Source organism: Streptomyces sp. PCS3-D2 (assembly GCF_000612545.2).
GTDB lineage: Bacteria > Actinomycetota > Actinomycetes > Streptomycetales > Streptomycetaceae > Streptomyces.
On sequence record NZ_CP097800.1, the window covers coordinates 5593843 to 5612616 of the forward strand.

At 72.1% G+C, this 18774-nt stretch carries 18 protein-coding genes; 15 read left to right on the forward strand and 3 right to left on the reverse strand.

Features of this window, described 5'->3' with window-relative positions:
• Window positions 1-13: 13 nt before the first annotated feature.
• Window positions 14-1156, forward strand: coding sequence for a glycosyltransferase family 4 protein (locus AW27_RS24870; RefSeq protein ID WP_037927008.1), 1143 nt, complete (start codon window positions 14-16; stop codon window positions 1154-1156).
• Between the two features lie 153 nt (window positions 1157-1309).
• Window positions 1310-2926, forward strand: a complete 1617-nt coding sequence (locus tag AW27_RS24875) for a GMC oxidoreductase (RefSeq protein ID WP_037927005.1) — start codon at window positions 1310-1312, stop codon at window positions 2924-2926.
• Between the two features lie 34 nt (window positions 2927-2960).
• On the opposite strand, the gene AW27_RS24880 is transcribed toward AW27_RS24875, so the two are convergent.
• Entirely contained in the window at window positions 2961-4757 is a 1797-nt protein-coding gene (locus tag AW27_RS24880) for an AMP-dependent synthetase/ligase (RefSeq protein WP_037927002.1), read from the reverse strand.
• 243 nt (window positions 4758-5000) lie between these two features.
• Between AW27_RS24880 and AW27_RS24885 the strand changes: the two genes are divergently transcribed.
• The 6 genes from AW27_RS24885 (at window position 5001) to AW27_RS24910 (ending at window position 10102) form a co-directional block, all read left to right on the forward strand.
• A complete protein-coding gene (locus tag AW27_RS24885; protein WP_052031202.1) occupies window positions 5001-5819 on the forward strand; it encodes a metallophosphoesterase family protein in 819 nt (272 codons plus the stop codon).
• A 135-nt stretch (window positions 5820-5954) separates the two neighbouring features.
• Window positions 5955-6395, forward strand: a complete 441-nt coding sequence (locus tag AW27_RS24890) for an SRPBCC family protein (RefSeq protein WP_037926998.1) — start codon at window positions 5955-5957, stop codon at window positions 6393-6395.
• Window positions 6396-6570: 175 nt separating this feature from the next.
• Window positions 6571-7728, forward strand: coding sequence for an ArsA family ATPase (locus AW27_RS24895; RefSeq protein ID WP_037926997.1), 1158 nt, complete (start codon window positions 6571-6573; stop codon window positions 7726-7728).
• 76 nt (window positions 7729-7804) lie between these two features.
• A complete protein-coding gene (locus AW27_RS24900; protein ID WP_037926995.1) occupies window positions 7805-8269 on the forward strand; it encodes a DUF5304 domain-containing protein in 465 nt (154 codons plus the stop codon).
• Window positions 8270-8330: 61 nt separating this feature from the next.
• Window positions 8331-9272 (forward strand): ROK family glucokinase, encoded by a 942-nt coding sequence (locus AW27_RS24905; RefSeq protein WP_037926992.1) that lies wholly within the window; start codon window positions 8331-8333, stop codon window positions 9270-9272.
• 68 nt (window positions 9273-9340) lie between these two features.
• Window positions 9341-10102, forward strand: a complete 762-nt coding sequence (locus AW27_RS24910; RefSeq protein WP_037926989.1) for an endonuclease/exonuclease/phosphatase family protein — start codon at window positions 9341-9343, stop codon at window positions 10100-10102.
• A gap of 160 nt (window positions 10103-10262) precedes the next feature.
• Here AW27_RS24910 and AW27_RS24915 read toward each other — a convergent pair whose 3' ends face one another.
• A complete protein-coding gene (locus tag AW27_RS24915) occupies window positions 10263-10844 on the reverse strand; it encodes a hypothetical protein (protein ID WP_037926986.1) in 582 nt (193 codons plus the stop codon).
• Window positions 10837-11616: an alpha/beta hydrolase gene (locus tag AW27_RS24920; RefSeq protein WP_037926983.1), complete on the reverse strand. Its 780-nt coding sequence runs from the start codon at window positions 11614-11616 to the stop codon at window positions 10837-10839. Before AW27_RS24920 ends, AW27_RS24915 begins: the two co-directional genes overlap by 8 nt.
• 171 nt (window positions 11617-11787) lie before the next feature.
• Here AW27_RS24920 and AW27_RS24925 point away from each other — a divergent pair, with 171 nt between their 5' ends.
• The 7 genes from AW27_RS24925 (at window position 11788) to AW27_RS24955 (ending at window position 18717) form a co-directional block, all read left to right on the forward strand.
• Window positions 11788-12555 carry a lysophospholipid acyltransferase family protein gene (locus tag AW27_RS24925; protein WP_037926980.1) on the forward strand — a complete coding sequence of 256 codons (768 nt, stop codon included), beginning with the start codon at window positions 11788-11790 and terminating at the stop codon, window positions 12553-12555.
• 36 nt (window positions 12556-12591) lie between these two features.
• Window positions 12592-13809: a MacS family sensor histidine kinase gene (gene macS / locus AW27_RS24930; RefSeq protein ID WP_037926977.1), complete on the forward strand. Its 1218-nt coding sequence runs from the start codon at window positions 12592-12594 to the stop codon at window positions 13807-13809.
• Between the two features lie 59 nt (window positions 13810-13868).
• Window positions 13869-14513, forward strand: coding sequence for a response regulator (locus AW27_RS24935; protein ID WP_052031230.1), 645 nt, complete (start codon window positions 13869-13871; stop codon window positions 14511-14513).
• Window positions 14514-14667: 154 nt separating this feature from the next.
• Window positions 14668-15696 carry a 6-phosphofructokinase gene (locus AW27_RS24940; RefSeq protein WP_037926976.1) on the forward strand — a complete coding sequence of 343 codons (1029 nt, stop codon included), beginning with the start codon at window positions 14668-14670 and terminating at the stop codon, window positions 15694-15696.
• A gap of 72 nt (window positions 15697-15768) precedes the next feature.
• Window positions 15769-16767: a 2-hydroxyacid dehydrogenase gene (locus AW27_RS24945; RefSeq protein ID WP_037927615.1), complete on the forward strand. Its 999-nt coding sequence runs from the start codon at window positions 15769-15771 to the stop codon at window positions 16765-16767.
• A gap of 307 nt (window positions 16768-17074) precedes the next feature.
• Window positions 17075-18292: an IS110 family RNA-guided transposase gene (locus tag AW27_RS24950; RefSeq protein ID WP_304949909.1), complete on the forward strand. Its 1218-nt coding sequence runs from the start codon at window positions 17075-17077 to the stop codon at window positions 18290-18292.
• 107 nt (window positions 18293-18399) lie between these two features.
• Window positions 18400-18717: a hypothetical protein gene (locus AW27_RS24955; protein WP_157840307.1), complete on the forward strand. Its 318-nt coding sequence runs from the start codon at window positions 18400-18402 to the stop codon at window positions 18715-18717.
• Window positions 18718-18774 lie beyond the last annotated feature (57 nt).

Genomic DNA, 18774 nt, shown 5'->3' on the forward strand with positions numbered 1-18774 from the left:
CTGTCGGCAGGCGATGCACAAGACCCTGATCGTGACCAACGACTTCCCGCCGCGACCGGGCGGCATCCAGGCCTTCCTCCACAACATGGCGCTGCGACTGGATCCCGACCGGGTCGTCGTCTACGCCTCCACGTGGAAGCACGGCGCGGAGGGCCGTGAGGCCACCGCGGCCTTCGACGCCGAGCAGCCGTTCCAGGTGGTCCGCGATCGTACGACGATGCTGCTGCCGACCCCGCGGGTGACGCGGCGCGCCGTCGGCCTGTTGCGCGAACACGGCTGCGAGTCGGTGTGGTTCGGGGCCGCCGCCCCGCTCGGCCTGATGGGCCCGGCGTTGCGGCGGGCCGGTGCCCGGCGGATCGTGGCCACCACCCACGGGCACGAGGCGGGCTGGGCCCAGCTGCCGGCAGCGCGCGGGCTGCTGCGGCGGATCGGCGAGGGCACGGACACCCTCACGTACCTGGGGGAGTACACGCGGTCCCGGATCGCCTCGGCGGTCACCGGCCGGGCGGCGGCGCGGATGGTCCAACTCCCGCCGGGCGTCGACGAGAAGACCTTCCACCCGGGGTCGGGGGGCGACGGGGTCCGGGCCCGGCTCGGCCTGACGGACCGGCCCGTGGTGGTGTGCGTGTCGCGGCTGGTCCCGCGCAAGGGCCAGGACACGTTGATCGAGTCCATGCCGAGGATCCTCGCCGCGGTCCCCGACGCCGTGCTGCTGGTCGTCGGCGGCGGACCGTACGAGTCGGACCTGCGCGCGCTGGCCGAGTCCACGGGCGTGGCCCGGTCGGTGGTCTTCACGGGAGCCGTCCCGTGGTCCGAACTCCCCGCGCACTACGGCGCGGGCGACGTCTTCGCCATGCCCTGCCGGACCCGGCGGGGCGGTCTCGACGTGGAGGGGCTCGGCATCGTCTACCTGGAGGCCTCGGCGACGGGCCTGCCGGTGGTCGCGGGCGATTCCGGCGGCGCGCCGGACGCGGTGCTGGACGGCGAGACGGGCTGGGTGGTGCGGGGCGGTGCCCCCGAGGAGGCCGCGGACCGGATCGTGGCCCTGCTCCGGGACCCGGACCTGCGCGCCCGCATGGGCGAGCGGGGCCGCGCCTGGGTCGAGGAGAAGTGGCGCTGGGACCTCCTGGCGTCCCGCCTGCGCGAGCTGTTGTAGCCCGCGGCGGCCGGGAGGGGCCCGGAGCCGCCGGGAGAGGCCGGCGGCGGCCGGGAGGAACCGGGCGGAGTCGGTTCCCACGCCTGACTGTTCCTCGGATGTCTGTCAACACCGCGTCTGGGCGGACGGCCCGAATCCGCTCATGATGCGGCCATGACACCCAACCTGACACGTCGTCAAATGCTGGGTCTCGGCGCGTTCTCGACCGCCGCCGCGCTCGGCTTCACACGGATCGGGGCGGCCTCCGCCGCCGCCGTCGAGCCCGCCGCCACTCCCTACGCCCCCGCCGTCGTGGTCGGGTCCGGCTACGGATCCGCCGTCGCCGCCCTGCGGCTCGGGCAGGCGGGCGTGCGGACCGTCGTCCTGGAGATGGGCCGGCTGTGGGACACCCCCGGGCCCGACGGCAAGGTCTTCCCCTCCACCTCCGCCCCCGACCACCGCTCCATGTGGTTCCGCACCCGCACCGAGGCCCCGCTCGCGCAGTTCCTCTGGCTGGACGTGGTCAACCGGGACATCAGCCCGTACCCCGGCGTCCTGGACCGCGTGAACTACGGAGGCATGTCCGTCTACGTGGGGCGCGGCGTCGGCGGCGGTTCCCTCGTCAACGGCGGCATGGCCCCCACCCCCAGGCGGTCGTACTTCACCGAGGTCTTCCCCGGGGTGGACGCCGACGAGATGTACGGCACGTACTTCCCGCGCGCCCGCGCCATGCTCGGCGTGAACGACATCGACCCGGCCTGGTTCGAGTCCACCGAGTGGTACCGCTTCGCCCGGATCTCCCGCAAGCACGCCCGCAACACCGGTCTGCGGACCGTCTTCGTGCCCAACGTCTACGACTTCGCCCACATGAAGCGCGAGGCCGCCGGCACGGCGCCCCGCTCGGCACTGGCCGGCGAGGTCATCTACGGCAACAACCACGGGAAGAAGAGCGTCGACAAGACCTACCTCGCCGCCGCCATCGGTACCGGCAACGTCACCATCGAGACCATGCAGCGCGTGGTCGGGGTGCGGCCCGACCCCGCGGGCGGGTACGTGCTGACGGTCCGGACCAGCGACGTGACGGGGAAGGTCACCCAGGTCCGCGAACTCGGCTGCCGACAGCTCTTCCTCGGCGCCGGCAGCCTGGGAACCACCGAGATCCTGCTGCGGGCCCGTGAGACCGGCGCCCTGCCCGCGCTCAGTGAGCAGGTCGGGCGCGGCTGGGGCCCGAACGGCAACGTCATGACCGCCCGCGCCAACCACCTCTGGGACACGGTCGGCGCCCACCAGGCCACCATGCCCGCCCTGGGCATCGACGACTGGGACAACGCCGCACACCCGGTCTTCGCCGAGATCGCCCCGCTCCCGATGGGCCTCGAACACTGGATCTCGATGTACCTGGCCATCACCAGGAACCCGGAGCGCGGGTACTTCACCTACGACGCGGCCACCGACTCCGCACGCCTGAACTGGCGGCGGGACCAGAACACGCCCGCGGTCAACGCGGCGAAGAGCCTCTTCGACCGCATCAACCGGCGCAACTTCACGATCTACCGCTACGACCTGTTCGGCGGGAACCGGGCCTTCGCCGACGACTTCACCTACCACCCGTTGGGCGGCTGCGTCCTCGGGGACGCGACCGACGCCTACGGGCGGGTCAAGGGCTATCAGGGGCTCTACGTGGTGGACGGCTCCCTGGTGCCGGGGTCGCTCGGTGTGAACCCGTTCGTCACCATCACCGCCCTCGCCGAGCGGAACATGGCCCGGATCCTCACCGCCGACCCCCGCTGACCACGGCCTCGGCCGCGGGCCCGCCGAGGCGGGATCAGCCGCGGTAGAGCGCCTCGATCTCGTCCGCGTAGTCCTTCGCCACCACGTTGCGCTTGAGCTTCAGCGACGGCGTGATGTGTCCCGACTCCTCCGTGAACTGGGAGGGCAGAATGCGGAATTTCCGCACCGATTCCGCCTTGGAGACCGCCGCGTTGCCGTCGTCGATCGCCTTCTGGACGGCGGCGATGAGGTCCGCGTCCTCGCGCAGCTCCGCCGCCGTGACCCCGGCCGGCTTGCCGTTCTCCGCCGCCCAGCGGCCCAGGAACTCCTCGTCGATGGTCACCAGAGCGGCCACGAAGGGCCTCGCGTCGCCGACCACCATGCATTCGGCGACCAGCGCGTGCGCCCGGATCCGGTCCTCGATCACCGCGGGGGCCACGTTCTTGCCGCCCGCCGTGACGATGAGCTCCTTCTTGCGGCCGGTGATCGTCAGGTAGCCGTCCTCGTCGAGGGTGCCGACGTCGCCGGTGTGGAACCAGCCGTCGGTCAGCGCCTCGGCGGTCGCCGCCTCGTTGTTCCAGTAGCCGGTGAAGATCTGCTCGCCGTGCAGCAGCACCTCGCCGTCGTCCGCGATGCGCACCACGGAGCCCGGCATCGGCTGGCCCACCGTGCCGATCTTCTGCTTGTCCCACGGGTTGAAGGTGGTCGCGGCACAGGACTCGGTCAGGCCGTAGCCCTCCAGGACCGTGAAGCCGATGCCGCGGAAGAAGTGGCCGAGGCGCTCGCCCAGCGGCGCGCCGCCGGAGATCGCGTATTCGCCGCGCCCGCCGAGCACCGCGTGCAGCTTGCTGTAGACCAGCTTCGAGAAGATCTTGTGCTTGAGCTTCAGCCCGAACGACGGGCCGCGCGGGGTGTCCAGCGCACGGCTGTAGGCGATGGCCGTGTCGGCCGCCGCGTCGAAGATCTTCCCCTTGCCCTCGGCCTGCGCCTTGGCGCGCGCCGAGTTGTAGACCTTCTCGAAGACCCGGGGGACGCCGAGGATCAGGGTGGGGCGGAAGGACTGCAGCTCGTCGGTGAGGTTCTTGATGTCCGGTACGCAGCCCAGGCGGATCGGCGCCAGTACGGCCGCCACCTCCACCAGGCGCCCGAAGACGTGCGCGGCCGGCAGGAACAGCAGCACCGAGCACTCGCCGGTCTTGAACAGCGGGCTCAGCCGCTCCACCGCGTTGCCGCACTCCGCGAAGAAGTTGCGGTGGGTCAGCACACAGCCCTTGGGGCGGCCGGTGGTGCCCGAGGTGTAGACGATGGTGGCCGGGTCGTCGGCGTTCGCCAGACTGCTGCGCTCCTCGACCTCGGCGTCGGTGACGGCCGCGCCCGCGGCCTTCAGCGCCTCCACCGCCCCCTGCTCGATCTCCCAGACCTCGCGCAGCTCCGGCAGGCGGTCACGCAGCGAGGCCACGGCCTCGCCGTGCCCGGGGCCCTCCACGACCACGGCGACCGCGCCGGAGTCGCCGAGGATCCACTGGATCTGCTCGGGGGAGCTCGTCTCGTACACGGGGACGGTGACGCCGCCCGCGCTCCAGATCGCGAAGTCGATGAGCACCCACTCGTAGCGGGTGCGGGAGATCAGGGCGACGCGGTCGCCGGGGCGGACGCCCGCCGCGATCAGACCCTTGGCCGTGGCGCGGACCTCGGCCAGGAACTCAGTCGCCGTCACGTCCTGCCACCGGCCGCCGGCCTTGCGGCTCATCACGGCGGTGTCTGGGTGCTGAGCGGCATTGCGGCGGATGAGATCCGTCAGGTTCCCGTCCGACGGGACCTCGTACAGGGCCGGAAGGCTGAACTCGCGCAAGACTGCTGCTCCTCTGGGCGCCATCGCCACCATGTGGACCGACCGGACGTTACCCACCGGTAGTGGGTTCCCGATAGAGGGAACCGGCCAGATGTTCCGTGCGTCACATTCTGCACTCACGGGGTCCGGCCCCGACTCGCCGACAGTAGTCGACCCCTCCGGAGACTCGGAAGTAACCGCAGGTAGGCCGACCTTTCACACCGCCACTACCCGGCCCTCACCAGTGCCCCTAGGGTGGTGCGCATGGCTGGCAGCAAGCGGGACGGGAACGGCGGCGGCGCGAGCGGATCGAGCCGCACCCGGGTCCACGTCGTGAGCGACGTGCACGGCAACACCGAAGCCCTCGCCCGCGCCGGCGACGGCGCCGACGCCCTGATCTGCCTCGGCGACCTCGTCCTCTTCCTCGACTACGCCGACCACTCGCGCGGGATCTTCCCCGACCTGTTCGGCGTCGAGAACGCCGACCTCATCGTCGAGCTGCGCAACCAGCGCCGCTTCGAAGATGCTCGCGCCCTCGGCCGGCGGCTGTGGGCGGGCCTCGACCGCGAGCAGATGATCGAAAACGCCGTACGCCGCCAGTACGCGGAGATGTTCGCCGCCTTCCCCCGGCCCACCTACGCCACCTACGGAAACGTCGACATCCCGACGCTGTGGCCCGAGTACGCCGACCGCCACGGCCTGACCGTGCTCGACGGGCAGCGCGCGGAGATCGCGGGCCGCATCTTCGGCTTCGTCGGCGGTGGTCTGCCCTCGCCCATGCGCACCCCCTACGAAGTGGACGTGGAGGAGTACGCCGCCAAGGTCGAGGCGCTCGGCGAGGTCGACGTGCTGTGCTCGCACATCCCGCCGGAGGTGCCCGAGCTCTGCTACGACACCGTCGCACGCCGCTTCGAACGCGGCAGCGAGGCCCTGCTGGCCGCCATCCGTCGCACCCGGCCCCGCTACGCCCTCTTCGGCCACGTCCACCAGCCGCTGGTCCGGCGGATGCGGATCGGCGCCACCGAGTGCGTGAACGTCGGACACTTCGCCTCGACCGGCCGCCCCTGGGCCATGGAGTGGTGAGAACCGGCCTGATCCATGCGGCCCGCACCCGGACCGCCCGACCACTGGAGTGGCCGCGTCCGCACGCGCGGTAGCCTTCACGCGGCGGCCGGAGGCCGTACACATCCTCGAACAATCTCCGGAGGAGCGACCGCGATGGCGGAACACACCAGCTCAAGCATCACGATCGATGCCGCGCCCGGCGACGTGATGGCCGTGATCGCCGACTTCGCCCGCTACCCCGAGTGGACCGGCGAGGTGAAGGAGGCCGAGGTCCTCGCCACCGACGCCGGGGGCCGGGCCGAGAAGGTCCGGCTGCTGCTCGACGCGGGCGCGATCAAGGACGACCACACCCTCGCCTACACCTGGAAGGGCACCGACGAGGTCAGCTGGACCCTGGACAAGTCCCAGATGCTGCGCCAGCTCGACGGCTCCTACCGGCTGGTCCCGGTGGACGGCGGCACGCGCACCGAGGTCACCTACCAGCTGACCGTCGACGTCAAGATCCCCATGCTCGGAATGATCAAGCGCAAGGCCGAGAAGGTCATCATCGACCGCGCCCTGGCGGGCCTGAAGAAGCGCGTCGAGTCCGTCTGATCCCGACCGGGTCGATCCCGACCGGGTCGATCCCGACGGGGTCGATCCCGACCGGGCACCCGAGTCCGACCGAGCACCCAGGGGTGGTGCCGCGCCCGGCCCGGCGCGGCACCACCCGCGGGTTCCCGCCGCAGCCCCGCGCGGCGGCGCACCCCACCGATCCGGAGCACCGCACATGCACACCTTGCTCATCACCGGCCCCGGCGGGTCCGGGCGGACCACCGTGGCGGCCGCCACCGCCCTCGCCGCGGTCCGGAGGGGCCGGCGGGTGCTGCTGCTCTCCGGCGATCCGGCCGACCCGCTCGCCGAACTCCTCGGCGACCCGCTCCCGCCCGGCCTGAGCATCGCCAGGGTGGACTCCGGCCAGGAGTTCCGCGACGAACTCGTCGCCCTCCAGGAACGCGGATCCGCTCTCCTCTCCATGGTCGGCGCCCGGCCGCTGGGCGCCGAGGAACTGACCGAACTGCCCGGATCCGAACAGTTCGCCCTGCTCCGCGCCCTGCGCCGGGCCGCCTCCGCACCCGCCACCGACCTCGTCGTCGTCGACCTGCCCCCGCTCCACCAGGCCGTGGCCACCCTCGCCCTCCCCGCCCAGCTGCGCCGCTACCTCGCCCGCCTGCTCCCCGCCGAGAAGCAGGCCGCCCGCGCCCTGCGCCCCGTACTGGCGCAGCTGGCCGGTGTGCCCATGCCCGCCCAGTGGCTCTACGAGGCCGCCGCGCACTGGGACGAGGAGCTGGCAGCCGTCCAGGCCGTCGTCGAGGCCGACACCACCGAAGTGCGCCTGGTCGCCGAGCCCGGCCCGGCCGCCGCCGACGCGCTGCGCCTCGGCCGCCTCGGCCTCGCCCTCCAGCAGCTGCCGGTCTCCGCCGTCGTCGCCAACCGGATGGTCCCGCACGGCTCCGCAGACCCCTGGCTCGCCGGGCTCGCCGCCCAGCAGGAGAAGTACGCCGCCGAGTGGGCCGGCGACAGCCCCGTCGTCGCCCTCGCCCACCTCGGCCCCGCCCCCCAGGGCCAGGACGACCTCGACCGGCTCGCCGCCGCCGGCGGACTCCTCCCGGACGCGGCCGCACCCCGCCGGGCCTGGACCGTCGAGGACCGGCTCGCCGACGACGGCGTCCTCGTCTGGGTGGTTCCGTTGCCCGGCGCGCACAAACGCGACCTCGATCTCGTCCGCCGCGGCGACGAGCTGCTGCTCACCGCGGGCCCGTACCGCAGGATCGTTCCACTGCCCCCGGTACTGCGCCGCTGCACCGTCTCCGGTGCCGCCCTCACCGGGGGCGAGCTCCGCATCCGCTTCACCCCGGACCCCGACCTGTGGCCCCGTGCGCGCTGAACCGGATACCCCCGTTCGGGTACCGTCGAAGGGAGACAGCACGCACGCCCAGCAGCCGCCCGCAGGAGAGTCCGCCATGAGCGAGGCCACCGACCGTCCCACCGACGACGACGCCTGGGCCAAGGCCTGTGCCGAGGACCTCGCCGCCGAGAAGGAGCGCCTGCGCGGGCAGGAGCGATCCGGCTCCGGAGCCACCGGGACGGCCGCCGAAGAGCTCTTCAGGCTCTTCGAGGCGGTCGCCGACAAGGTATCCGGGCTGAACAACCCGCTCTTCGGCGCCGCCGCACAGGGGGCGGTCCGCCAGATCGTCGACCAGGCGAAGACCGCCGCGAAGCCCGTCGTCGAACGCAACCCCGAGGTCTTCGACCACCTCGCGGCCGCCGGATCCGAGCTGCTCGCCGCCTATCGCTCCGCCGTCGAGGGCCACGAGGGCCGCTGGACCCGGGGCGAGACCCGGGGGCCCCGGAGGGCGTCCGACGACCGCGACCCCCGCGGGGACGGCCCCGACGAAGGTCCCGCCGAGCGGATCGATCTCGACTGAACCCCCGGCGCCCTCGGGTACCGTTGGCCGTGGCGGGGCTTGACCGGAAACCGAGGGACTAATGGGACTCACCATCGGCGTCGACATCGGCGGCACGAAGATCGCGGCCGGCGTGGTCGACGAAGAGGGCACGATCCTTGAGACGTACAAGGTGCCCACCCCGCCGACCGCGGACGGAGTGACGGAGGCCATCTGCGCCGCCGTCTCCGAGGTCAGCAGCAACCACACCATCGAGGCCGTCGGCATCGGCGCCGCCGGATACGTGGACGACAAGCGCGCGACCGTCCTCTTCGCGCCGAACATCAACTGGCGCCACGAGCCGCTCAAGGACAAGGTCGAGCAGCGCATCGGGCTGCCCGTCGTCGTCGAGAACGACGCGAACTGCGCCGCCTGGGGCGAATACCGCTTCGGCGCCGGCCAGGGGCACGACGACGTCATCTGCATCACGCTCGGCACCGGCCTGGGCGGCGGCATCATCATCGGCAACAAGCTGCGGCGCGGACGCTTCGGCGTCGCCGCCGAGTTCGGCCACATCCGGGTCGTCCCGGACGGCCTGCTGTGCGGCTGCGGCAGCCAGGGCTGCTGGGAGCAGTACGCCTCCGGGCGCGCCCTCGTCCGCTACGCCAAGCAGCGCGCCAACGCCACCCCCGAGCACGCGACGATCCTGCTCGGGCTCGGCGACGGCACCCCCGAGGGCATCGAGGGCAAGCACATCAGCGAAGCCGCCCGACGGGGCGACCTCGTCGCCGTCGACGCCTTCCGCGAGCTGGCCCGCTGGGCCGGAGCAGGGCTGGCCGACCTGGCTTCCCTCTTCGACCCGTCCGCCTTCATCGTCGGCGGCGGTGTCTCCGACGAGGGCGACCTGGTGCTCGACCCGATCCGCAAGTCCTTCAAGCGCTGGCTGGTCGGCGGCGCCTGGCGCCCGCACGCCCAGGTCCTCGCCGCGCAGCTCGGCGGCAGGGCCGGGCTCGTCGGCGCGGCCGACCTGGCCCGCCAGGGCTGACCTCTGCCACCCCGGCCGCCCGCCGCGCCCCCTGGGGGAGCGGCGGGCGGCTGCGTATCGTGCCGTCCATGGACCAGTCGCCCCGCCCGCTGCCGAAGTCCCGTACGGAGCCCGACGGTTCCGCCGTGATCCGGGTGCTCAGCTACAACATCCGCTCGCTGCGCGACGACGAGGAGGCGCTGGTCCGGGTGATCCGGGCCTGCGAGCCGGACCTGGTCCTCGTCCAGGAAGCGCCCCGGTTCTTCCGCTGGCGCAAGCACGCGGCGCGCCTCGCCGCCCGGTGCGACCTGGTGGTACTGGGCGGCGGCGCGACGGCGACCGGGCCGCTGCTGCTGTGCTCGCTACGGGTCTTCGTGGAGCGGACGCAGGACGTGCTGCTGCCGCACAGGCCCGGTCTGCACCGCCGGGGCCTGGCCACCGCGGTCGTGCGCATCGGCGGCGTGCGGCTGGGCGTGGTCTCGGCGCACCTGTCCCTGGACCGGGCGGAGCGGCGGGACCAGGCGGACCTCCTCCTCGACCGGCTCGCGGCGCTGGACACCCCCTACGGGATCGCCGCGGCCGACGTGAACGAGGGGCCGGCCGGTCCCGCCTTCCGGCGGCTCGCCGGCGCACTGCAGGACTGCTGGTCGGTGGCGCCGTGGGGCGGGGAGCGGACCTTCCCGGCGGCGGCTCCGGACCGGCGGATCGACGCGGTCTTCGCCACGGCGGATGCCCAGGTGCTGGCCTGCGGTGTTCCTGCGGGGCTGGCCGGGGTCTCGGCCACGGACCTGCGGTCCGCCACGGACCACCTGCCCGTCCTGGCGGCACTGCGGCTGCCGGCCGCGCCGTAGCCGGGCGGTCCGGGTACGGCGCCGTGGCGCGGGTGCTGCTCCCGTGACCCCGCGCCCCGATCCTCGGCGGGGCCGAAACCGCGGGGTGCCCTCCCCGGGCACCGCGGCCCCCGCGCTCCCCGGCCGCAGGGGGGCGGGCAGGTGCCGCCTGCCCGGCCGGTCAGACGACCGCGCCGCGGCCCGGGTCGTCGTCCTCGTCGTCGCCGTGCTGCATGCGGGCCACCAGCGTCGCGAACCCGCCCAGGAAGCCGCCGATGCCCAGCGTCGTCAGCCACCAGGTCATCTCCCACTGCAGCAGCACCGCCAGCAGCAGGAGCACCGGGCCGCCGATCACCGCCAGCCACGCGAACTTCGCCGTCGTGTCCGCGGGCGGGAGCTCCGGCTCCGGTTGGACGAAATGGCCCTCGTCCGCCGGGGTCAGGTCGTCGTCCCCGGGCTCCGCCAGCGAGTGGTCCCGGGGACCCGCCATGCCCACGCCTGGGGCGAAGACCACCGAGCTGCCCAGTGCGGGCGCCGGCGGTGCGGGCGGTTCCGGCTCGGACCCGGTCCCGGCGTCCGGGCCGGGCTCCGGGGGCAGCGGCTTGACGTCCTCCTCCGGCAGCAGGAGGTTCTCGATCGGCCGGAACGGCCTGGACCCCGGCGGGTCCGGCGGCTCCTGCCCGTACCCGGCCACGATCGCGGCCCACGCCGCTTCCTCGTCCAGCGGCGGGATACCGCCCGACTGCTCCTCGTGCTCAGCCACCGGCCTCCGCCCCCTCCCTGCCCACGCTCTCCGCCAGTCGGCCGACGAACGCAAAACTGTCCGCGAAGATCCGCTCCGCGTCATGGTCCAACGTCGCGACGTGGTAGCTCTGTTCCAGCAGGGTCTCCGTCACGTCGGTCGACGAGACCCGGGCGAGCACCCGCGCCGAGTCGGCCGGCGGCACGACGTGGTCCTGCGGACTGTGCAGCAGCAGCAGCGGCTGGGTCACCTGCGGCAGCTCGGCGTCCACCAGCTGCAGGAACTTTCGCAGCGAGTGCGCGGCCCGGGTCGGGACCCGGTCGTAGCCGACCTCCACCGAGCCCGGCTTCGCGATGTCACTGGCGATGCCCGGCGTCGACCGGATGAGGTGCTGGGCCACGGGGAGGGCGAAGGCCAGCGGGTCGTGCACCTTGTTGGCCGGGTTGACCAGCACGATGCCGCTGATGGCGTCCCCGTGCTTGGCCGCCAGCCGCAGGGTCAGCGCGCCGCCCATCGACAGTCCGAAGACGAACACCTGCGTGCACCGCTCCAGCAGCTCGCGCAGGGCGCGGTCCACCTCGGCGTACCAGTCCTGCCACCCGGTGAGCTGCATGTCCTGCCAGCGCGTCCCGTGCCCGGGCAGCAGCGGCAGCGACACCGTCAGGCCCCGCCCGGCGAGGTACTCAGCCCAGGGACGGAGGGACTGCGGGGAACCGGTGAAGCCGTGGCAGAGAAGGACGCCGACCTCTCCGCCCTCGTGGCGGAACGGCTCGGCTCCAGGGAGGACGGGCACCAGGGGTCTCCTTGATCATGACGTACGTCGGGCGGGTGCGTTGCTCTGTGTGACTTCACCGTACGCGACCGGGGTGGCACCGGCCAGGGTCGTCGGGCCCCTGTCGGCGGGGGCACGGGATAAGGTCTGTTCGACAGACACAGGAAGGCTTTCGAGTTGATCTACGGCGCAATGAAGTTCTCCATCGGCGGTTCGCTGAAGCTCGCGTTCAGGCCGTGGGTGGAGGGCCTCGAGAACATTCCCGCGGAGGGGCCGGCGATCCTCGCGAGCAACCACCTGTCCTTCTCCGACTCGTTCTTCCTGCCGGCCGTACTGGACCGGAAGGTGACCTTCATCGCGAAGGCGGAGTACTTCACCTCCCCCGGGGTCAAGGGCAAGCTGACCGCCGCGTTCTTCAAGGGCGTCGGCCAGCTCCCGGTGGACCGCTCCGGCGCCCGCGGCGCCGGCGAGGCAGCCATCAGGAGCGGTATCGAGGTCATCGAACGCGGTGAACTGTTCGGTATCTACCCCGAGGGCACGCGTTCACCCGACGGACGCCTCTACCGCGGCAAGCCCGGTGGCCTGGCCCGCGTGGCCCTGGCCACCGGCGCGCCCGTGATCCCCGTGGCGATGATCAACACGGAGAAGATCCAGCCGCCCGGCAAGGTCATCCCCAAGCTCATGCGCCCCGGCATCCGGATCGGCAAGCCGCTGGACTTCAGCCGCTACCACGGCATGGACGGCGACCGCTTCATCCTGCGTTCGGTGACCGACGAGGTCATGTACGAGATCATGAAGCTTTCCGGTCAGGAGTACGTCGACATCTACGCGACGGCGGCCAAGCGCCAGATCGCCGACGCGGAGAAGGCGGCCAAGGAAGCCGAGAAGGCGGCCAGGGCGGAGAAGGCCGACCGGGCCGACAAGGGCGACAAGAGCGGCACGGCCGACAGCGGCGAGTAGCGGCAGGCGGTACCGCCCGTCAGGGGGGTGGGGGAGATGGCGAAACGCGAACGCGTCGTACGCATGTCGGTCGAGCAGCCGCTCTGGCGCGCCCTGACCGCGTACCGGTTGCTGACCATGCTCTACGCGGTGCTGCTGTTCGCCTCGGCGTACCGGCAGTTCCCGCACCCCTGGCCCGCCGCCGGCTACCTCGCGGTCCTCGCCCTGTGGACGCTCGCCACCTTCCGCAGGGTTTCCAGCGCCGCGAGCTGCACCAAGGGCTTCCTCGTCGCGGACCTCACCGTCGCGATCGTCGGGATCCTGCTGACGCCGCTCGTGGACAGCCACGAGCGGATCGTCGGCGGCGGCCCGACCCTCCCCACCATCTGGACGGCGGGCGCGGTCCTCGGCTTCGCCATCAAGGGTGGCTGGCGCTGGGCCTGCTTCGCCTCCACGCTGGTGGCGATGGCCAACATCCTCATCCACAGCGGCCAGCCCACCCGGGACACCCTGCACAACGTCCTGCTGGTCTGGGTCGCCTCGGTGGCCATCGGCTACGTCGTCGAGGTCGCCCGGGCCAGTGAGAACACCCTCGCCCGCGCCCTGGAGATCGAAGCCGCCACCCGCGAGCGCGAGCGCCTCGCCCGCGACATCCACGACGGTGTCCTCCAGGTCCTGGCCATGGTCCAGCGCCGCGGCTTCGAACTGGGTGGAGAGGCGGAGGAGCTCGGCAGGATGGCGGGGGAGCAGGAGGTGGCACTGCGCACGCTCGTCTCCAGCGGTCTGGTGCAGCCCTCCCGGGTCTCCCGCGACGAGTCGCGCGGCGCGCTGGTGGACGCCTATGAGGACGACGTGCCCGGCGCGGACGGCGAGGATCTCGACCTGCGCACGCTCCTCGCGCCGCACGCCGGCTCCCGGGTGAGCTTCGCCGAGCCGGGCACCCCGGTCCCGCTGCCGGTACCGGCAGCGAAGGAGCTGGCGGCGGCCGTGGGCGCCGCCCTCGACAACGTGCGCAAGCACGCCGGGGAAGGGGCCAGGGCGTGGATCCTGGTCGAGGACTGGGGCGACGAGGTGATAGTGACCGTCCGCGACGACGGCCCCGGCATCCCGGCGGGCCGCCTCGACCAGGCGGAGGGCGAGGGCCGTATGGGAGTGGCCCTCTCCATCCGCGGCCGGCTGCGTGACCTCGGCGGCAGCGCCGATCTGGTGTCCGTCCCCGGGCAGGGCACCGAAGTGGAACTGAAGGTACCCAGGGGCAGGACGGACAAGAAGTGAGCGAGCGAACCGACGTGAACGACCCGCAGCAGCCGCAGCAGCACCCCGACATCAGGGTGATGGTCGTCGACGACCACCCGATGTGGCGCGACGCCGTGGCTCGCGACCTGGCCGCCGCCGGCCTCGATGTGGTGGCCACCGCCGGCGACGGCCCCGAGGCGGTACGCCGGGCCCGCGCGGTCACCCCCGACGTCCTGGTCCTCGACCTCAACCTCCCCGGAATGCCGGGCGTGCAGGTCTGCAAGGAGCTGGTCGGCGCCCACCCGGCGCTGCGGGTGCTGGTCCTGTCGGCCAGCGGTGAGCACGCGGACGTGCTGGAGGCGGTGAAGTCCGGCGCGACCGGCTATCTGCTGAAGTCCGCGGGCGCGGGGGAGCTGATCGACGCCGTCCGCCGCACGGCCGCCGGGGACCCGGTGTTCACCCCGGGCCTGGCCGGCCTGGTGCTCGGTGAGTACCGGCGCCTGGCCACCGATCCGGCGCCGACCGCCTCCGACGAGCCGAAGGCGCCGCAGCTGACCGACCGCGAGACCGAGGTGCTGCGGCTGGTGGCCAAGGGGTTGTCGTACAAGCAGATCGCGGAGCGGCTGGTCATCTCCCACCGCACCGTGCAGAACCACGTCCAGAACACCCTGGGCAAGCTGCAGTTGCACAACCGGGTGGAGCTCGTGCGGTACGCGATAGAGGCGGGCCTCGACGACGCCTGAGGGCCGTGCGCGCGACCGTCGATCGTACTTACGTCCTCGTACGAGTGAACGGGCGTACGCAACGCCCCTCGATTCCACCGGAATTGCCCCCTTCGGGTCCCCTGTTGTGACCTGCGTCACCACTAGCGTGACCGTCATGGCGAAGGGAGATGCAATGAAGGTCGGAGTGCTGACCGGCGGCGGCGACTGCCCCGGGCTCAACGCGGTGATCAGGGCCGTCGTCCGCAAGGGCGAGCAGGAATACGGCTGCGGATTCGTCGGGTTCAAGGACGGCTGGCGGGGCGCGGTCGAGGGGCGGACCGTCCCCCTCGGCATTCCCGCCGTCCGCGGCATCCTGCCCCGCGGCGGCACCGTCCTCGGTTCCTCGCGCACCAACCCGTTCACGACGGAGAACGGGGTGCGCGACATCAAGGACAACCTGGCCAAGTACGAGGTGGACGCGCTCATCGCGATCGGCGGCGAGGACACGCTGGGGGTCGCCGCCCGTCTCTACGAGGAGTACGGCATCCCCTGCGTCGGCGTGCCGAAGACCATCGACAACGACCTGTCGGCCACGGACTACACCTTCGGCTTCGACACCGCCGTCGGCATCGCGACCGAGGCCATCGACCGCCTGCACACCACGGCCGAATCGCACATGCGCGTCCTCGTTGTCGAGGTCATGGGCCGGCACGCGGGCTGGATCGCCCTGCACTCCGGGCTCGCCGGCGGGGCCAACGTTATCCTCATTCCGGAGCAGCGCTTCGACGTCGACCAGGTGTGCGCCTGGGTGACCTCCCGGTTCAAGGCGAGTTACGCGCCGATCGTCGTGGTCGCAGAGGGCGCCATGCCCAAGGACGGGGACATGGTGCTGAAGGACGGCACCAAGGACTCCTTCGGGCACGTCCGGCTCTCGGGCGTGGGCGAGTGGCTGGCCAAGGAGATCGAAGCGCGCACCGGCGAGGAGGCCCGCACGACGGTGCTCGGGCACATCCAGCGTGGCGGCACCCCGAGCGCCTTCGACCGGTGGCTGGCGACCCGGTTTGGTCTGCACGCGATCGACGCCGTGCACGAGCGGGACTTCGGGAAGATGGTCGCGCTGAAGGGGACGGACATCGTCCGGGTGCCGATCGGCGACGCCACGGCGAAGCTGAAGACGGTCGATCCCGCCCTCTACCAGGAGGCCGGCGTCTTCTTCGGCTGAGCCGCCGGGGGGACGGCACGCCATGGGCCGTATCGTGGGGGACGGCCCATGGTCCTGCGGACGGGAGCGAACGTGGAAATCCTGGCATTCGGCGTGCAGTCGGACGAGAAGCCGATGCTGGAGGCCGCGTTCGCCGGCCGGCACGAGGTGCGCTGCCTGGACGTCTTCCTCACCGAGGACACCGCCCCCATCGCCGCCGGGTACGAGGTCGTCTCCTCCAGCGTCAACGCCGACCTGGACGGGAGGGTGTTGCGGATCCTGGCCGCCGGCGGGACCCGGATGATCGCCCAGCGCTCCACCGGCTTCAACAACATCGACCTGGACGTCGCGCGCCGGCTCGGCCTGACGGTGAGCCGGGTCTCGTACTACTCCCCCTACTCCGTGGCCGAGTTCGCCTGGACCCTCGCGATGACCGTGAACCGGCGCATCGTGCGGGCCGCGACCCGCACCAGGGACTTCGACTTCCGCCTGGACGGGCTGATGGGCCGCGACATGCACGGCCGGACGGCCGGGGTGCTCGGCACCGGCAAGATCGGCGAGGCGTTCACCCGCATCGCGCACGGGCACGGCATGAAGCTGCTCGGCTGGGACCTGGAGCCCAACCCGGCCTGTGTGGAAATGGGCATGAGGTACGTGGAGAAGGAGGAGCTGCTCGCCTCCTCGGACCTGATCAGCCTGCACGTGCCGCTGCTGGAGTCCACGCGCCACCTCCTGGACGCGGCGGCGCTGCGGCGGATGAAGGACGACGCGATCCTGGTGAACTCCAGCCGCGGCGGCCTCATCGACTCCGAGGCCCTCGTCGCGGAACTCCGGGCCGGCCGCTTCACCGGTGTCGGCCTCGACGTGTACGAGGCGGAGGCCGGGGTCTTCTTCGTGGACCGCTCGCTGCAGACCGTCGAGGACGACACCCTGGCCCGGCTGATGACCTTCCCGAACGTCGTCGTGACCTCCCACCAGGCCTACTACACGACCGACGCGGTGAGCCAGATCATCGACACCACCGTCGCCAATGTCACCGACTACCTGGCCGGCCGCCGCTCCGAGAACACCCTCCTCCCGGACGCCCCGTAGCCCCCTCGGTCCCGCAGCCCCGGGATTTCGGATCGCGTTCACCCCGTTATGTTTTCTGCGGTTCCGCAATGGGGCCGCTGGCCTCCGGGCCCGGCATGACTGTTGCCCCCTGTCGAAGGCATGACCTGGGGGGTGGTGTCACCGGGTCCGGGGGTGTTCGTCGGAGACGCTGATCAGAGGTCCGGCCACCGTCCGGTCCGGCGCAATGCTGGACAGTTCGCGGGCGGCAGGTCTGCATAACGTGGATGCGCGAGCACGACACCCGAGCCGAGGCCGGCACCGTCAACACCCCCTGGGAAGGGGCACGATGTTCGAGATCGAAGACGTGGGCGTGTTCCTGGGCCTGGACGTCGGCAAGAGCAGCCATCACGGTCATGGGCTCACCCCGGGCGGGAAGAAGGTCTTCGACAAGCAGCTGCCCAACAGCGAGCCCAAGCTGCGGGCCGCCTTCGACAAGCTGACCGCGAAGTTCGGCACCGTGCTGGTGATCGTGGACCAGCCCGCCTCCATCGGCGCCCTGCCACTGACCGTCGCCCGCGACGCGGGCTGCCAGGTCGCCTACCTGCCCGGACTGGCGATGCGCCGGATCGCCGACCTCTACCCGGGCGAGACCAAGACCGACGCCAAGGACGCCGCCGTCATCGCGGACGCCGCCCGGACGATGCCGCACACCCTGCGCTCGCTGGAGCTGACCGACCAGATCACCGCCGAGCTGACCGTGCTCGTCGGCTTCGACCAGGACCTGGCCGCCGAGGCCACCCGCACCTCCAACCGGATACGGGGCCTGCTCACCCAGTTCCACCCCAGCCTGGAACGCGTCCTGGGCCCGCGCCTGGACCACCAGGCCGTGACCTGGCTGCTGGAGCGCTACGGATCCCCAGCCGCCCTGCGCAAGGCCGGACGCCGCAGACTCGTCGAGCTGATCCGCCCGAAGGCCCCGCGCATGGCCACCAGGCTGATCGACGACGTCTTCAACGCGCTCGACGAGCAGACCGTCGTCGTTCCCGGGACCGGCACCCTCGACATCGTCATCCCCTCCCTGGCCGCCTCGCTGGCCGCTGTCCACACCCAGCGCCGGGCGATGGAAGCCCAGATCAACGCCCTGCTGGAGGCTCACCCTCTTTCCCCGGTCCTGACGTCGATGCCCGGCGTCGGCGTCAGGCCCGCCGCCGTCCTGCTGGTCACCGTCGGCGACGGCACCAGCTTCCCCACCGCCGCCCACCTCGCCTCCTACGCCGGCCTCGCCCCCACCACGAAGCAGTCCGGGACCTCGATCCATGGCGAACACGCACCCCGAGGCGGAAACCGGCAGCTCAAACGGGCGATGTTTCTCTCCGCCTTCGCCTGCATGAACGCCGACCCGGCCTCCCGCGCCTACTACGACAAGCAACGAGCACGCGGCAAAACCCACACCCAGGCCCTCCTCCGCCTCGCCCGCCAACGCATCAGCGTCCTGTTCGCCATGCTCCGCGACGGCACCTTCTACGAATCCCGGACACCGACGGACGTCGAGCTCGCCGCTTAGCCTCAGCAAGCCCGAACCACCCGAAACCCGACACAGGTGCCTTGACGAAAGACATAGAGGCACCCCCCGCCCGCGGCGCGGTCCGGCGGCGGCCCTACCCTCCCGGTGTGGACGTACCCGACTGGATGCGCTGGACCTCCTGTGCCTTCGCAGCCGTGCAACTGATCTTCACCTACCGCAGCGTGCAACTGCTGCGCCAGGCCGGTCCGGGCCGCCGGACGGACCCGTGGCTGGCGGTCGCCGACGACGTGATGGGGGTGGTGCTGCCCGTCGGGCTGGCGCTCGGCTCCCTCGACGTACTGCTGGTCGCGGGCCCGGTACTGCTCGCGATCGGGGCCTGCAAGGAAATCCGGGCCCTCCTCGCCCGCCGCGCGGCGAGGACGGCACCGGCGGCCGGCGGGGGAGCGGTCCCCACAGGGGACTAGCTTGATCTTCAACCGCTGGGCCCGGCACATCACCCGCGGGCCGGGCGGGCCGCGCCG

What these genes read in the sequence shown, in the direction of transcription:
- AW27_RS24905 (WP_037926992.1), top strand. Translation starts at nt 8,331, where the DNA reads ATGGGACTCACCATCGGCGTCGACATCGGCGGCACGAAGATCGCGGCC.
- AW27_RS24935 (WP_052031230.1), top strand. Translation starts at nt 13,869, where the DNA reads ATGGTCGTCGACGACCACCCGATGTGGCGCGACGCCGTGGCTCGCGAC.
- AW27_RS24885 (WP_052031202.1), top strand. Translation starts at nt 5,001, where the DNA reads ATGGCTGGCAGCAAGCGGGACGGGAACGGCGGCGGCGCGAGCGGATCG.
- AW27_RS24950 (WP_304949909.1), top strand. Translation starts at nt 17,075, where the DNA reads ATGTTCGAGATCGAAGACGTGGGCGTGTTCCTGGGCCTGGACGTCGGC.
- AW27_RS24875 (WP_037927005.1), top strand. Translation starts at nt 1,310, where the DNA reads ATGACACCCAACCTGACACGTCGTCAAATGCTGGGTCTCGGCGCGTTC.
- macS (WP_037926977.1), top strand. Translation starts at nt 12,592, where the DNA reads ATGGCGAAACGCGAACGCGTCGTACGCATGTCGGTCGAGCAGCCGCTC.
- AW27_RS24870 (WP_037927008.1), top strand. Translation starts at nt 14, where the DNA reads ATGCACAAGACCCTGATCGTGACCAACGACTTCCCGCCGCGACCGGGC.
- AW27_RS24925 (WP_037926980.1), top strand. Translation starts at nt 11,788, where the DNA reads ATGAAGTTCTCCATCGGCGGTTCGCTGAAGCTCGCGTTCAGGCCGTGG.
- AW27_RS24895 (WP_037926997.1), top strand. Translation starts at nt 6,571, where the DNA reads ATGCACACCTTGCTCATCACCGGCCCCGGCGGGTCCGGGCGGACCACC.
- AW27_RS24910 (WP_037926989.1), top strand. Translation starts at nt 9,341, where the DNA reads ATGGACCAGTCGCCCCGCCCGCTGCCGAAGTCCCGTACGGAGCCCGAC.
- AW27_RS24900 (WP_037926995.1), top strand. Translation starts at nt 7,805, where the DNA reads ATGAGCGAGGCCACCGACCGTCCCACCGACGACGACGCCTGGGCCAAG.
- AW27_RS24890 (WP_037926998.1), top strand. Translation starts at nt 5,955, where the DNA reads ATGGCGGAACACACCAGCTCAAGCATCACGATCGATGCCGCGCCCGGC.
- AW27_RS24940 (WP_037926976.1), top strand. Translation starts at nt 14,668, where the DNA reads ATGAAGGTCGGAGTGCTGACCGGCGGCGGCGACTGCCCCGGGCTCAAC.